We start from the raw sequence: 15,030 nt of genomic DNA, 5'->3' as shown, positions 1-15,030 counted from the left end.
CTGGCAGGCCATCGCCCAACCCATTATGCAAACGCTTAAACGCTTTTATGCGCTGGTCGCGCCTTTCTGGCTGACCACGCGGGCCACTCTGCTGTGGTTATTGCTGCTGCTGATTATGAGCCTGACGCTCTCCGTCGTGTGGATCAGCGTGCAGTACAACAACTGGAGCCGGGATTTTTACGACGCGCTGGCCGACTACTTTCAGCACGCGTCAATCTACGACATGGCCGTGCGCTATCTAGCCTATACGCTGCTGTTCGTGCTGGTGATCATCTGTGGCAACTGGCTCAAGAAACAGCTGATTATCCGCTGGCGCGATATCATGACGCATCAATATGAGCAGGATTGGCTGCGTAATCACGCCCACTACCAGCTCAGCGCCAGGCTGGATAACCCCGATCAGCGCATCGCGGAAGATATCCGTCTGCTGATTGAACAGAGTCTCGAACTCCTGCTTTCGCTGCTGAAAAATACCGCCCGTTTTTTCTCTTTCATCGCCATTCTCTGGCAGCTTTCCGGCGTCCATACCTTCACGCTAGCCGGCTACACCATCACGGTACACGGCTATCTGGTGTGGATCGCACTGGTTTACGCCGCAGTAGCCAGCGTGGTGACGCACCTGCTGGGGCATCGTCTGCACAAGCTAAATATTGAACGTCAGCGGGCAGAAGCCGACTATCGCGCCACGCTGCTGCGAGTTCGAGATAACAGCGAGCAAATCGCGTTTTACCAAGGGAGCGAGGCCGAGCAGCAGCGGATGCGGCAACACTTCCTGCCTATTGTGCAAAATTGGCAGCGTTTAATGACGCGAGAATTCCGGCTGGAGAGCTTTACGACCAGCTATTTCCGTTTCAGCCTGATTATTCCGGTTTTCGCTACCCTGCCACTGTTTCTCGCCCGTCAGGTTAGCCTCGGGGCGATTATGCAGGCGCGATCCGCTTTCGGCTATGTGCTGGATGCCTTTGGCTGGTTTATCGATGCCTATCGCCAGTTGGTTCAGTGGTCTTCTACGATTGAACGGCTGTGGGAATTCCAGCACCGCTTACAGCAATTACCGATGCCAGAGGAACCTCGCCATGAAGGCTATGCTCTGCACATCAACGCGCTGTCCGTCTCGCGCCCGGAGGGTTCACCGTACTTTGCCCCGCTGACACTCACGCTTCAGGCTGGTGAATGGGCGGTGCTCAGCGCAGTCAGCGGCAGTGGAAAAACCACGCTGCTGCGGGCGCTGGCGGGGCTGTGGCCGGCCTCACAAGGAGAGAGGCATTTCCCTGCGGGTCGCGCGCTGTTTTTACCGCAAAAGGCCTATTTACCGCAGGACACGCTGCGTCAGGTACTGTGTTATCCGCAGGCGCAGTTAGCGGATACCGCACAGCTGACCGCAGTGCTAGAACAAACTGGGCTGGCCGCGCTGATTCCCCGTCTGGACGACAAAGCGAACTGGAGTCGAGAACTATCAGGCGGTGAACAACAGCGCCTGTCGCTCGCGCGTGCGTTACTGCTGCACCCGACGCTACTTTGTCTGGATGAAGCCACCAGCCAGCTCGACGACGCAGCGGCGCTTCAACTGCTAGAGCAAATCAGATTAACATTGCCGCAAACCATTGTGCTGGCCGTAAGCCATCAGCCTGCGGTGCTGGCATGCTTCAAACATCAGGTACGGTTAACGCCACTTGAACCAGAGAAGAAAGAGGAAACAGATAACTGCACGGTCGATCATTTGGTTACGCCGCCAGAAGCGGACATACCGCAGGTTGCTTACGGAAGGATTTGAAAGGCACCGTTTGAAGGAAACGATGTGAAGGAAACAGCAGGAAAATGGAGCCCGGAGCAGATGTCCGGGCTGTCGTGATGTTACTCGTTATCGCCCAGCAGAACGGATTCCAGCGCGATTTCGATCATCTCGTTGAACGTGTTTTGACGCTCTTCTGACGTGGTTTGTGCACCGGTACGAATGTGGTCAGAAACGGTACAGATGGCCAGCGCTTTCGCACCGAACTCTGCCGCGACGCCATAGATACCGGCCGCTTCCATTTCCACACCCAGAATGCCGTATTTTTCCATCACGTCGAACATCTGCGGATCTGGCGTGTAGAACAGATCGGCGGAGAAGATGTTACCAACGCGGACAGAAACATCGCGAGCTTTAGCAGCATCAACGGCATTACGCACCATATCGAAATCGGCAATCGCCGCGTAGTCGTGATCTTTGAAACGCAGTCGGTTCACTTTAGAATCCGTACAGGCACCCATGCCGATCACCACGTCGCGCAGCTTAACATCTTCACGTACCGCACCGCAGGAACCCACACGGATGATCTTCTTCACGCCGAATTCGGTGATCAGTTCTTTCGCATAAATTGAGCAGGATGGGATACCCATACCGTGACCCATGACCGAAATTTTACGGCCTTTGTAAGTCCCCGTGAACCCTAACATGCCACGCACGTTGTTCACTTCGCGGGCATCATCCAGAAAGGTTTCTGCAATGTACTTAGCGCGCAGCGGGTCGCCCGGCATCAGTACAACGTCCGCGAAATCACCCATTTCTGCATTAATATGTGGCGTAGCCATGCGTTTATTCCTTAATTAATCAAGTTTCACGTAAAAAACGGTGTGTTTTACAGTATCGATTTGCCGTAGTCCATAGGCGACAGGCCAAAGTAGGCCGCGACCGTCTGCCCGATATCGGCGAAGGTTTCACGGTGGCCATATGACCCTGGCTTCACGTTCGGGCCATAGATCAACACTGGGACGTTCTCACGAGTGTGATCGGTGCCATGCCAGCTAGGATCACAGCCGTGGTCAGCCGTCAGAATCAGGATGTCGTCACCCTTCACGCGGGACAGCATTTCTGGCAGGCGACGGTCAAACAGCTCCAGCGCGGCAGCGTAGCCCGGAATATCACGGCGGTGGCCGTAGGCAGAGTCGAAATCAACAAAGTTGGTAAACACGATAGTGTTGTCGCCCGCGCTATCCATTTCTTTCAGCGTGGCGTCAAACAGCGCATCGATGCCGGTGGCTTTCACTTTCTTGGTAATGCCGACCTGCGCGTAGATATCCGCAATTTTACCGACGGAAACCACTTCACCGCCTTTTTCATCCACCATTTTTTTCAGGATAGTTGGCGCAGGCGGTTCAACAGCCAGATCGTGACGGTTGCCAGTACGCTCGAAGTTCCCGGGTTTGTCGCCGATAAACGGACGTGCGATCACGCGCCCGATGTTGTAATTCCCTTCGGTCAGCTCCTCACGGGCGATTTCACACAGCTCGTACAGCTTATCCAGACCGAACGTTTCTTCATGGCAGGCAATCTGGAACACCGAATCCGCAGAGGTGTAGAAAATTGGCTTGCCAGTTTTCATGTGTTCTTCAGCCAGTTGATCCAGAATCACCGTACCGGAAGAGTGGCAGTTGCCCAGATAGCCGGGCAGATTGGCGCGCTTCACCAGTTTATCCAGCAGCTCCTGCGGAAAACTGTTTTTTTCATCTTTAAAATAGCCCCAGTCAAATAGGACAGGCACACCGGCAATTTCCCAGTGACCAGACGGGGTATCTTTACCCGAGGAGATTTCGCTGGCGTGCGCGTAAGCACCGATGATATCTGCGTTTTCATCCAGCCCTTGCGGGAACGTCCCCGTTGAGGCCTCAGCAGCTTTACCCAGCCCCAGACGGCTCAGGTTAGGCAAATGCAGCTTGCCGCTGCGCCCTTTATCCGCCGTCCCTGCTGCACACGCCTGAGCGATATGACCCAGCGTATCCGAACCGACATCGCCAAAACGTTCTGCATCAGCACTGCTGCCGATCCCAAACGAGTCGAGAACCATAATATATGCACGTTTCATTCTTTTTCTCCTGCGCAGCTATGCGCTAACGCCCTGCCGACAGGCAGGGGAAAATCAATTCAAGACGACCACTAACCGGCCCTGTGCGATCACGCTTCTGCGCTCACTCGACGATAGACCATCGGGGTCTTTTCTGGTGCCGTGTCGCCCAGTTGGATCGCGGCACGGACTTCATTCGCAGCCTGCTGCCACTGCGCTTCCGTATTGGCGTGGATCACTGCCAGCGGGCGCTGCGCATCAACGCGCTCACCCAGACTGATCATGCTATCCAGACCGACGCTGTAATCGATCGTATCCGTGGCCTGACGGCGTCCACCGCCCAGCGAGACGACGGCCATGCCCAGCGCGCGGGTATCCATCCCAGTCACGATGCCTTCACGCGTCGCAAAAACCGGCTTACTTAGTGTCGCCACCGGCAGGTAACGATCGTAGTGTTCGACAAAATCGCTCGGACCACGCTGTGCAGCGACCATGCGACCAAAGACTTCGGCAGCTTTGCCGTTATCCAATACGGCTTGCAGACGTGAATGCGCGTCGTCCGCCGAGCTTGCCAGCCCGCCCGCCAGCAGCATCTCACCACATAGCGCCATAGTAACATCATACAGGCGTGGATTGCGGCTCTCCCCCGTCAGGAAACGCACGGCTTCCCGCACTTCCAGCGCGTTACCTGCGCTAGAGGCCAGCACCTGATTCATGTCAGTCAGCAATGCGCTGGTGCGACATCCCGCGTTATTCGCTACGCCGACAATCGCCTGCGCCAGCTGTTCGGACAGTTCATAGGTCGGCATAAACGCCCCCGACCCCACTTTGACGTCCATCACCAGCGCATCCAACCCTTCCGCTAGCTTCTTCGCCAGAATCGACGCAGTGATCAGCGGGATTGAATCAACCGTAGCGGTAATGTCACGCGTGGCGTAAAAGCGTTTATCCGCCGGAGCCAGCGATGAGGTCTGCCCAATGATCGCGACACCAACCTGCTGGATGATGCGACGAAAATCTTCATCGTTCGGGAAAATATCCAGTCCCGGAATCGCTTCAAGCTTATCTAATGTGCCGCCAGTATGCCCTAAGCCGCGCCCGGAGATCATCGGGACGTAGCCCCCACAGGCGGCAACCATCGGCCCCAGCATCAGCGAGGTGACATCCCCGACGCCACCAGTAGAGTGTTTGTCCACCAGCGGGCCGTTCAGGTTCAGACTCCTCCAGTCCAATACCGTGCCAGAGTCACGCATCGCCAGCGTCAGCGCCACGCGCTCATCCATCGACATGTCGTGAAAATAAATGGTCATTGCCAGCGCCGCAATCTGGCCTTCCGAAACGGTATTGTCACGAATACCATTGATAAAGAAGCGGATTTCTTCTTCGCTCAGCGCTTTTCCATCACGTTTCTTACGAATAATTTCTTGAATCAGAAACAAGGTCTGTACTCCTGATGAATTCTGATGTGGCTCAGCAGCCTGTCGCTGCGAGCACATTTGCTGTGGTGAGCCAACGCCGCCATGAATACAAATGCTTTATAAACAACATGTTGTAAAGAATAGTGTTGTCACGAATAGCGTTGTCACAAATAAAATAGTGCGCCTGTGCGCGTGATTAGTAGCTACCTTTCGGAGCCGCTGTCACGTGGCCAAGCGTTGTCAGCAGGCTCGCCAGCAGACTGGATGCGCCAAAGCGAAAATGCTGCGCAATCGCCCATTCAGCGCCCATGATATCGTCCGCCAGTTGCAGGTAGATGGCGGCATCTTCCGCGTTACGCACGCCGCCAGCCGCTTTAAAGCCAACGCGCTCGCCCACGCCTTTATCGCGTATCGCCTTCAGCATGATCGCCGCACTTTCTGGCGTCGCGTTCACCGGCACTTTACCAGTCGAGGTTTTAATGAAATCGGCCCCCGCATCGATGGCAATCTCGCTCGCCTGACGGATCAGCGCTTCTTGCTTTAGCTCACCCGTTTCGATGATCACCTTCAGCAGCACATGGGCATCCTGACACACGGCTTTACATGCCTGCACCAGCTCAAAACCGATTTGAGCGTTGCCAGCTATCAGTGCGCGGTAAGGGAATACGACATCCACTTCATCAGCGCCGTAGGCTATCGCTGCCTTGGTTTCTGCAACAGCAATGCCCACATCATCATTGCCGTGAGGGAAGTTGGTCACCGTCGCGATGCAGATATCCGGCGTACCCTGCTCACGCAGGATTTTTTTCGCCAGAGGGATAAAACGTGGATAGATACAGATAGCAGCAGTTTTCCCTGCTGGGCTGTTGGCCTGACGGCAGAGTGCCGTCACTTTTTCATCCGTATCATCCCCATTCAGCGAGGTTAAATCCATCAGCGCCAGCGCGCGTTGCGCGGCCGTGGTCAGCTTGGTCATACAACACTCCAACTCGTCAGCCGGTCTAACCGGCCCTGAACATTAACTGGTGTCAACCAGCACGTTTGGCGAGCGGACTTGGTTCCTTGAAGATAGCGCTCAGGAGAAACAACCTGTAGCGGCACCGAGATCCTTCTCACCGCAGTCAGCCTTCCTCTACCCTTCATTCTGTGATGATTTCAACACCGAAAGAACGACATCGAAAGAAACTATTTATTCATCAAACAATTATTCATCAAACAAAAAATTATTCATCAGACAACAAACGATTCATCAGACATTTGAACACGCCATGCCGGACTATTTTGTGCATCCAATCACACTTGATGTAAGAGAAATGCAATAGATAGTGATTATATGTGATTTTTATCACACATACTTCTCCAGATAAGGTGCGTTCGATGAATTAACAGTGACAACCTTGTCGGCCAGATGATCCCTCTATATCAGGAAAAAGAGGGCGTCAACCACGGGCAACACGCGGGATAGAAACCGACGGCTGTGGGTTGATGTCATGTAATAAGCATAGCGGCTTCTCCCTAAACACAGGGAGAAACCGCTGGCAGAGCAGGAAATTATTTCCCTGCGAAAAGGTGGCAATCCGCAAAACAACAGCAACATGCTACTTCACGCAGCAGGACAAGCGCCCTAAACTAACCATCAACACGACTGTTTCCGAGAAGCCGCAGATAACGCAATGACTGAACACGCCGAAGACTCTCACTGGTATCTGTACATACTGCGCACGGTCGCTGGGGCGTTGTACACGGGTATCACGACGGATGTCAGCCGCCGCCTGAATCAGCATCAAACGGGAAAAGGGGCAAAAGCGCTGCGGGGAAAGGGAGAATTAACGCTGGTGTTTCACTGTCTGGTGGGCGATCGCTCAGACGCACTTAAACTGGAATATCGCATTAAGCAATTGAGCAAAAACCAAAAAGAAAGGCTGGTACAAGACCAGCCCAAGACACTTTGTATTTCAAACAATTTGTATTGATGCGCTATCGGCTAACGAATCACGCTAGAGAAAGCGGTTAAACGGTTCGGCGTATTCAACCAGCCCGCTCGCGCTTTCAAATCCGCTTTCGCCCTCAGGACGACCTTCATCAACAACATGGTTATCCGCCAGCGGATAGACCTGAAAAGCCGATTCACTGTCCGGCCAGCGGCAGTGCAACTGATGCTCTGTGGCCGGAACAAAGCCAAAACGAGAGTAGTACGTTGGCTCACCCAACACGACGACGGCGGTGTAGCTAAATTCATTCAGCGCATCCAGTCCTTCGTAGACCAGCTTCTCCCCCACGCCCTGTCGGCGCAGGCTTTCGTCTACCGCCAACGGCGCAAGCGCCACCCACTGGCGATCCTCACCGTCGATCAGCACTGGGCTGAATGCCGCGTAGCCCACCACGCCACCTTCATCGTCAGTCGCCACAACGCCGAGCGTCAATAAGCCATCTTCACGCAGTTGATGAACCAGATCCGCTTCCGCGCCCGTTGGAAAAGCACGGCGCAATAAGTTGTCGATCCCTGCGGCATCAACGGGAATTTCCACCCGAACTAGCATGATACTGGCGTGTGATTCGCTGGTTGCACTACGCCCTCCTGTAAGCCGGCTTCAACAAAGTTCGCCAGTTGCAGCAGGCCAATGCGCAGCGGCGCAGGCATAGATTCCAGCTCAATGGCGTCCATCAGGTTCTTCACATACAACCCTAACTCGGTATCGCCCTCAATGCGCAGACGACGCTGGAAAAAGAGCGTATCAGGATCTTCTTTACGCGCGGCGATCAAAATCAGATCGTTCGCATCTGCGCTGAAGCTGACATCCGGCGTCTCAGCATGGCTCACGACCAGACGCCCGTCGCGTAGCGTCATAAACCACTGCAAGCCAACGTCACGCACCTCAATTTTCAGCCAGCGGCTTTCGAGAAATGCCAGATCGCCCTCTTCCAGCGCCTGACGGAACTGCCAGCCCAACATCTGTTCCAAAACCTGACGCTGTAGCGCAAAGGGGGTGAACTTGAGTGGCTTACCGAATAAGCTCGGCCCCTGACGCACAATCTGCGCTCGTAGTTTTTCCAACACTGGCGTACTCCTCTTAAAGCAATCTGACTGTTCAGATAATCTGCAAACATTTTGCCACATCCACCGCACGCGGCAGAGGTCTATGTCAATAATTTAGTCGGTTATCCGATTATGCCCAACAGATTTTGTCCTTGCGCGACGATTAGCACCATAAACTGCCTTAAATCAAAGTCCTTACCGATTTGGTTAATTAAGATTCCCAATCGTTAACAACATTCACCGACTGATAAAAAATCGCTTACGGCGAGGTAGGCAGAGCGCCCGTCATAAACGTGAGTCAGTCTGAACATCATTGATCGTACCGAGCCGCTACGGCCCCGAAGGGATTAATGAAGGATTGTGTATGGAACTGCTTTGCCCCGCTGGCAACCTGCCGGCACTGAAAGCTGCCATCGATAATGGCGCAGATGCGGTCTATATCGGCCTGAAAGATGACACCAACGCACGTCATTTTGCTGGGCTGAATTTTACCGATAAGAAGCTACAGGAAGCGCGCGAGTATGTGCACCGCCACCGGCGTAAGCTGCACATCGCCATCAATACGTTTGCTCACCCGGACGGCTATCAGCGCTGGCAGCGCGCCGTGGACATGGCCGCACAGATCGGTGCCGACGTGCTGATCCTCGCCGATCTCGCGATGCTCGAATATGCCGCCGAGCGCTATCCCAACATCGAGCGTCACGTGTCGGTGCAGGCTTCCGCGACGAACACCGAAGCGATCCGTTTCTATCATCGCCATTTCGATGTCGCACGCATCGTACTGCCGCGCGTGCTGTCCATTCACCAAGTGAAGCAAATCGCTCGTACCAGCCCCGTGCCGCTCGAAGTGTTCGCCTTCGGCAGCCTGTGCATCATGGCGGAAGGCCGCTGCTATCTCTCTTCTTATCTGACCGGTGAATCACCGAATACCGTGGGTGCCTGCTCGCCAGCGCGATTTGTACGCTGGCAACAGACCGAAAACGGTATGGAATCACGCCTGAACAATATCCTGATCGATCGCTATCAGGACGATGAAAACGCTGGTTACCCCACGTTGTGTAAAGGCCGTTATGTAGTCGATGGGCAGCGCTACCATGCGCTGGAAGAGCCAACCAGCCTGAACACGCTGGAACTGCTGCCTGAATTGATGGCTGCCAATATTGCCTCAGTGAAAATAGAGGGCCGCCAGCGCAGCCCGGCCTACGTCAGCCAGATTACGCAGGTATGGCGACAGGCTATCGATCGCTGCCGTACCAATCCTGACACATTCATGCCAACACAGGCATGGATGGACGCATTAGGTGCCGTGGCAGAAGGTACGCAGACCACGCTTGGCGCTTATCACCGTAAATGGCAGTAGCGAGAGAACACATGAAATACGCATTGGGGAATATCCTCTACTATTGGCCAAAAGAAGATGTCGAGGCGTTTTATCAGGCCGCGATGAACAGCAGCGCCGATATCGTTTATCTCGGGGAAACAGTGTGCAGTAAGCGCCGTCTGATGAAGGTGGCGGACTGGTTCAACGTTGCCCGTGAGGTCGCCAGCAGCGGAAAACAGGTGGTGATTTCTACGCTGGCTCTGTTACAAGCGCCGTCGGAACTGACGGAACTCAGGCGCTATGTAGAGAACGGCGAATTTTTACTGGAAGCCAACGATCTGGGTGCGGTCAACATCGCCGCCGAACGTAACCTGCCGTTTGTCGCCGGGCACGCACTCAATTGCTACAACGCGTACACCCTACGAGTCCTGCACAAACAAGGTATGGTGCGCTGGTGTATGCCGGTCGAGCTGTCCAGAGACTGGCTGCAAAACCTGCTGAATCAGTGTGACGAGCTTGGTTTTCGCCATCAGTTTGAAGTGGAAGTGCTCAGCTATGGCCATTTGCCATTAGCCTATTCTGCCCGCTGCTTCACCGCCCGTTCAGAGGATCGGCCGAAAGATGAATGCGAAACCTGCTGCCTTAGCTACCCGCAAGGCAGAAAAATGCTGTCGCAGGAGAACCAGCAGGTGTTTATCCTCAACGGCATTCAGACGCAAAGCGGCTATTGCTACAACCTCAGCAACGAACTGGCATCAATGCAGGATCTGGTCGATATTGTCCGGCTATCCCCGAACGATATCAGCACCCCAGCGATGCTGGATAAATTCCGCGCTAACGAACAAGGCAATGCGCCATTAACGCTGGAAAATCAAGCAGATTGCAACGGCTACTGGCGTCGCGTCGCCGGCCTGGAGCTTGTTCAATAACTCAAATCCTGTCAGGGCGGCCAGCCGCCCTTTCCCCTATTCTAAATAATTCGAGTTTCAGGACAAAACGCTAGCGTTTTGAACAGCGCTTGCGCTGACCCCGAAGGGGTGAGGCCATAAGGCCGAATAACGCGGCAAGCGAAGGCATCCCGATGAGCTTACTTAAGTAAGTGATTCGGGTGACTAAACGTAGCCAACGCACATGCAACTTGAAGTATGACGAATATAAACGCACCTTTTGAATTACATAGCACTGCAACATTCCCGCATACTGCTCTGACTTTCATCATTGACTGACGGCGTTAGCATCCACCGAATGAGTGGAGTCAGTGAACAACAAAGTGAGCCATATTATGTCCACACCTTCTCAATCCACCGTGTTTTCCGTCCTCGATCTTGCGCCTATTCCGCAAGGTGCAACAGCGCGTGACGCCTTTCATCGCTCGCTGGATCTGGCACAACAGACAGAAAAATGGGGCTATCACCGCTATTGGCTGGCGGAACATCACAGTATGACGGGTATCGCCAGCGCGGCGACGTCGGTGCTGCTCGGCTATCTTGCCTCGGGTACACAACGCATCCGTCTCGGCTCCGGCGGCGTGATGCTACCGAACCACTCACCGCTCGTCATCGCCGAGCAGTTCGGTACGCTGGAATCGCTGTACCCCGGCCGTATCGATTTGGGATTAGGCCGTGCGCCCGGCACCGACCAACGCACCATGATGGCGCTGCGCCGTCACCTCAATGCCGATATCGAAGATTTCCCACGTGATGTGCAGGAATTACAACGCTATTTTGCCGATACACAGCCGGGTCAGGCAGTGCAGGCCGTCCCCGGACAAGGTCTACACGTTCCGATCTGGCTATTGGGATCGAGCCTGTACAGCGCACAGTTGGCCGCGAGACTGGGTTTACCCTTCGCCTTTGCCGCCCATTTCGCACCCGATATGTTACTGGAAGCCTTCCGCCTCTACCGCGAGAACTTTGTCCCTTCCGCTACCCACGCCAAACCCTACGCGATGGTTTGCGTCAATGTAGTGGCAGCCGATAGCGATCGGGATGCGCGCTTCCTCTTCACCTCAATGCAGCAACAGTTCATTAATCTGCGCCGTGGTACACCGGGCCCGCTGCCCGCGCCGGTAGAAAACATCGACACGGTCGGATCGCCTGCCGAGCAATTCGGTGCAGATCAAGCATTACGGCTGTCGATTGTTGGCGATAGCGTGAAAGTCCGTCATGGATTGCAGAGCCTTTTGCGTGAAACGCAGGCGGATGAAGTGATGATCAATGGTCAAATTTTTGACCATCAGGCGCGACTACGATCGTTTGAAATCGCGATGGATGTACGGCAGACGCTGTAATATCGAACGAGTGAGTTTGTTCTGACCAAAAAAAACGACCCGATCAGGGTCGTTTTGTATTGTAGTAAATTCTAAAGAAATCGTAGCTTACGCGTCAGCAGGGCGACGACGTGGAGCTCGTGGAGCGCCGTCACGGCTATCACGATTGAAAGAACGTTCGCGACGCTCACCGCCGTTACCGTTACCTTCACGGCGTTCACCACCGCCGAAAGAGCGACGTGGCGCAGCGCCATCACGACGTTCGCCACCAGGACGACCACCGCCACGACGTTCTGGCTGTGCAACTGCATCACCCATCAACTGCATATTCATTGGTTTGTTCAGAATACGCGTACGAGTGAAATGTGATAACAGGTCGCCCGGCATACCTTTCGGCAATTCAATCGTCGAGTGAGACGCGAACAGCTTGATGTTACCGATATAACGGCTGCTGATATCACCTTCGTTGGCGATGGCGCCAACAATGTGACGCACTTCAACGCCGTCATCACGACCCACTTCAATACGATACAGTTCCATCTCACCAGCATCACGACGTTCGCGACGCTGCGGACGATCGCCATCACGAGGTTCACGGGAATCGCGAGCATCGCGAGGCTCACGACGACGATCGCCACGTGAATCACTGCGAGACTCATCACGATCGCGGAATTCACGACGAGGACGGAATACCGGATCGGGTGGCAGAATCAGAGGACGTTCGCCCTGCGCCATTTTCAGCAGCGCAGCAGCCAGCGTTTCAACATCCAGCTCTTCCTGCGGCTGCAGTTTTGTCAGCAATGCACGGTACATGTCCAGATCGCTGCTTTCCAGCTGTTGCTGTACTTTAGCGGCAAACTTAGCCAGACGACGTTGACCCAGCAATTCTGCATTTGGCAATTCCACTTCAGGAATGGTCAGCTTCATTGTGCGCTCAACGTTGCGCAGCAGGCGACGCTCACGGTTTTCGACGAACAACAGAGCACGGCCCGCACGACCTGCACGACCGGTACGGCCAATACGGTGAACGTAAGACTCGGAATCCATAGGGATATCGTAGTTCACTACCAGGCTGATACGTTCAACGTCCAGACCACGCGCCGCAACGTCGGTTGCGATCAGGATATCCAGACGACCATCTTTCAGACGCTCCAGCGTTTGCTCACGCAGCGCCTGATTCATGTCACCGTTCAGCGCGGCGCTGTTGTAACCGCTACGCTCCAGGGCTTCGGCCACTTCCAACGTCGCATTCTTGGTACGAACGAAAATAATCGCCGCATCAAAATCTTCCGCTTCCAGGAAACGTACCAGCGCTTCATTTTTACGCATGCCCTGCACCGTCCAGTAGCTCTGGCTGATGTCTGGACGCGTAGTAATGCTTGATTGAATGCGAACTTCTTGCGGATCTTTCATGAAACGGCGCGTAATGCGGCGAATCGCTTCCGGCATGGTCGCAGAGAACAGCGCAGTCTGATGTTGAGCAGGGATCTGAGCCATGATGTTTTCAACATCTTCGATGAAGCCCATACGCAGCATTTCATCAGCTTCGTCCAGCACCAGGCCACTCAGGTTGGACAGATCCAGCGTACCGCGTTTCAGGTGATCCAGCAGACGGCCCGGCGTACCCACAACGATCTGTGCTCCGCCACGCAAAGCGCGCAGTTGCACGTCATAACGCTGGCCGCCGTACAGTGCAACGACGTTCACGCCGTGCATATGTTTGGAGAAATCATTGCAGGCCTCTGCTACCTGCACCGCCAGTTCGCGGGTCGGTGCCAGCACCAAAATTTGTGGTGCTTTAAGTTCAGGTTTCAGGTTGTTCAGTAATGGCAGAGAGAACGCTGCTGTTTTACCGCTACCGGTCTGTGCCATACCCAGCACATCGCGACCGTTCAGCAGGTGAGGAATACATTCCGCCTGAATCGGAGACGGTTTTTCATAGCCCAAATCAGTCAGGGCATTAAGGATAGAGGTGTTCAGCCCCAAATCGGCAAAAGAAGTTACTAAATCAGTCATGTACACGTGCCTCATTAAACATGGCGGCCAGTCTACATAACTCGTCGTGAAAATTTTCAGTCATTTTCATTGAAAAGTGTGAACCGGCTCAAATTGGATTAAAAAGCGAACAAAAAAGCCCTCACCCGTGAAGGTGATAACCGAAGTTTTTCAGGCTGATTAAGTGTTCGTCAGCTATTGCTGGTCCGATCCTGATAGGTCGTCTTGCTCTTGGCCTAATAGCGCCAATTCCAACAATGCATAGCGGTGCTCAACAAAGTTATGAACGTTGTTGGCAACCGTCAGCTTGAACAGCGCCAAAGCGGTGTTCTTGTCCCCCAGACTTAGGTAGTGCTTACCTAAATAGAAGTCAGTTTCACTGAGATGCTCAGCGAGCGAAGTGTTATCCGTAGCTTCTACCTGTAAACGCTGCATCAGTGTTTTTTCACTGATACTGCCCAGATAGAATTCGACAATATTCCATCCCCAAGGCCCTTTCTTGGCGTCGTCATAGCGTTTCTTCAACGCAATTTTGGCCGTCTCTGGATTAATTTCTCGCTCCACGAGATACAGCCACAACGAACGGAAAGGATCATTCGGATCGTCTCGATAAAACGCCAGCAGATCATCCTGCGCTAACAGATAGCGACCGCCATAATACAAAGCGATGCCTCGGTTTAAACGCGCATAATTGTAAGTTGGATCAAGCTCTAGTACAGAATCAAACGCTTCATAGGCAGCATCAAAATTGCCTGCCTGCGTTAAATAAATACCCAGATAGTTAAAAACTTCTGGAATATCAGGGCGGATAGTCAGCGCTTGTGAAAAATCATTCCGCGCCAATGCCCGTAACCCGAGACTATCATACAGCACTCCGCGCTCATATAATAGCTGTGCTCGCTCATCATCGGTTAATGCCCGGCTTGCAAGGATTTGTTCCATGCGTGCCAAGATCACTTCCTGCTGTAAAGTAGGCTGTAACGGAATCGCCAATACTGCGTCTTTACGCCAATCCGTGTTGCTGCATCCTGCCAGCATGAGTGCTGTTGCAACATAACACCAGCGCAAGAAAGGCTTCATTTCCCACTCCCGAAGACAAACATTGGATGAACATCCTGTCCCGGACCGCTCAACGCAAGGACATCCATTCCCTTACGATACACGCA

15 protein-coding genes are annotated in these 15,030 nt (G+C 53.9%); 6 read left to right on the top strand and 9 right to left on the bottom strand.

Features of this window, described 5'->3' with window-relative positions; genetic code table 11:
- Positions 1-25: 25 nt before the first annotated feature.
- Positions 26-1,774, top strand: coding sequence for an ABC transporter ATP-binding protein/permease (locus tag EO763_RS03245; protein WP_161528071.1), 1,749 nt, complete (start codon positions 26-28; stop codon positions 1,772-1,774).
- Positions 1,775-1,854: 80 nt separating this feature from the next.
- On the opposite strand, the gene deoD is transcribed toward EO763_RS03245, so the two are convergent.
- From deoD to deoC, 4 genes are all read right to left on the bottom strand, one after another.
- On the bottom strand, positions 1,855-2,574 hold the full coding sequence (gene deoD, locus EO763_RS03240) for a purine-nucleoside phosphorylase (protein ID WP_044203954.1): 720 nt from the start codon (positions 2,572-2,574) through the stop codon (positions 1,855-1,857).
- A gap of 47 nt (positions 2,575-2,621) precedes the next feature.
- Positions 2,622-3,845 (bottom strand): phosphopentomutase, encoded by a 1,224-nt coding sequence (gene deoB, locus EO763_RS03235; protein WP_161528070.1) that lies wholly within the window; start codon positions 3,843-3,845, stop codon positions 2,622-2,624.
- Between the two features lie 89 nt (positions 3,846-3,934).
- Complete coding sequence (gene deoA / locus EO763_RS03230) at positions 3,935-5,263, bottom strand: thymidine phosphorylase (RefSeq protein WP_161528069.1); 1,329 nt, start codon at positions 5,261-5,263, stop codon at positions 3,935-3,937.
- A gap of 175 nt (positions 5,264-5,438) precedes the next feature.
- Positions 5,439-6,218, bottom strand: coding sequence for a deoxyribose-phosphate aldolase (gene deoC / locus EO763_RS03225; RefSeq protein WP_161528068.1), 780 nt, complete (start codon positions 6,216-6,218; stop codon positions 5,439-5,441).
- A gap of 49 nt (positions 6,219-6,267) precedes the next feature.
- On the opposite strand from deoC, the gene EO763_RS03220 reads away from it, so the two are divergent.
- Entirely contained in the window at positions 6,268-6,564 is a 297-nt protein-coding gene (locus EO763_RS03220) for a hypothetical protein (RefSeq protein ID WP_161528067.1), read from the top strand.
- A 351-nt stretch (positions 6,565-6,915) separates the two neighbouring features.
- On the top strand, positions 6,916-7,215 hold the full coding sequence (locus tag EO763_RS03215; protein WP_102118059.1) for a GIY-YIG nuclease family protein: 300 nt from the start codon (positions 6,916-6,918) through the stop codon (positions 7,213-7,215).
- Between the two features lie 24 nt (positions 7,216-7,239).
- Here EO763_RS03215 and EO763_RS03210 read toward each other — a convergent pair whose 3' ends face one another.
- Together EO763_RS03210 and ubiT are read right to left on the bottom strand one after the other, a co-directional pair.
- Positions 7,240-7,782, bottom strand: a complete 543-nt coding sequence (locus EO763_RS03210) for a GNAT family N-acetyltransferase (protein WP_161528066.1) — start codon at positions 7,780-7,782, stop codon at positions 7,240-7,242.
- Positions 7,776-8,300, bottom strand: a complete 525-nt coding sequence (gene ubiT, locus EO763_RS03205) for a ubiquinone anaerobic biosynthesis accessory factor UbiT (protein ID WP_161528065.1) — start codon at positions 8,298-8,300, stop codon at positions 7,776-7,778. The genes EO763_RS03210 and ubiT overlap by 7 nt, the downstream gene beginning before the upstream one ends.
- A 343-nt stretch (positions 8,301-8,643) precedes the next feature.
- On the opposite strand from ubiT, the gene ubiU reads away from it, so the two are divergent.
- The 3 genes from ubiU (at position 8,644) to EO763_RS03190 (ending at position 11,890) form a co-directional block, all read left to right on the top strand.
- Positions 8,644-9,639: a ubiquinone anaerobic biosynthesis protein UbiU gene (ubiU, locus tag EO763_RS03200; RefSeq protein WP_103161943.1), complete on the top strand. Its 996-nt coding sequence runs from the start codon at positions 8,644-8,646 to the stop codon at positions 9,637-9,639.
- An 11-nt stretch (positions 9,640-9,650) separates the two neighbouring features.
- Complete coding sequence (locus EO763_RS03195; RefSeq protein ID WP_161528064.1) at positions 9,651-10,529, top strand: U32 family peptidase; 879 nt, start codon at positions 9,651-9,653, stop codon at positions 10,527-10,529.
- Between the two features lie 353 nt (positions 10,530-10,882).
- A complete protein-coding gene (locus tag EO763_RS03190; protein WP_161528063.1) occupies positions 10,883-11,890 on the top strand; it encodes a luciferase-like monooxygenase in 1,008 nt (335 codons plus the stop codon).
- Positions 11,891-11,977: 87 nt separating this feature from the next.
- On the opposite strand, the gene EO763_RS03185 is transcribed toward EO763_RS03190, so the two are convergent.
- The 3 genes from EO763_RS03185 to nlpI form a co-directional block, all read right to left on the bottom strand.
- The gene (locus tag EO763_RS03185) at positions 11,978-13,885 is read right to left on the bottom strand and encodes a DEAD/DEAH family ATP-dependent RNA helicase (RefSeq protein ID WP_161528062.1); all 1,908 of its coding nucleotides are present in this window, start codon (positions 13,883-13,885) and stop codon (positions 11,978-11,980) included.
- Positions 13,878-13,949: a protein YrbN gene (gene yrbN, locus EO763_RS23845; protein WP_223193433.1), complete on the bottom strand. Its 72-nt coding sequence runs from the start codon at positions 13,947-13,949 to the stop codon at positions 13,878-13,880. Before yrbN ends, EO763_RS03185 begins: the two co-directional genes overlap by 8 nt.
- Before the next feature lie 110 nt (positions 13,950-14,059).
- Entirely contained in the window at positions 14,060-14,944 is an 885-nt protein-coding gene (nlpI, locus tag EO763_RS03175) for a lipoprotein NlpI (protein ID WP_010279700.1), read from the bottom strand.
- Positions 14,945-15,030: the final 86 nt, after the last annotated feature.

This window comes from Pectobacterium odoriferum, assembly GCF_009931295.1.
In the GTDB taxonomy this organism is placed as follows: Bacteria; Pseudomonadota; Gammaproteobacteria; order Enterobacterales; family Enterobacteriaceae; genus Pectobacterium; species Pectobacterium odoriferum.
Note: the sequence above shows the minus strand (reverse complement) of the source record. Positions and strands in the feature narration are given on the sequence as shown.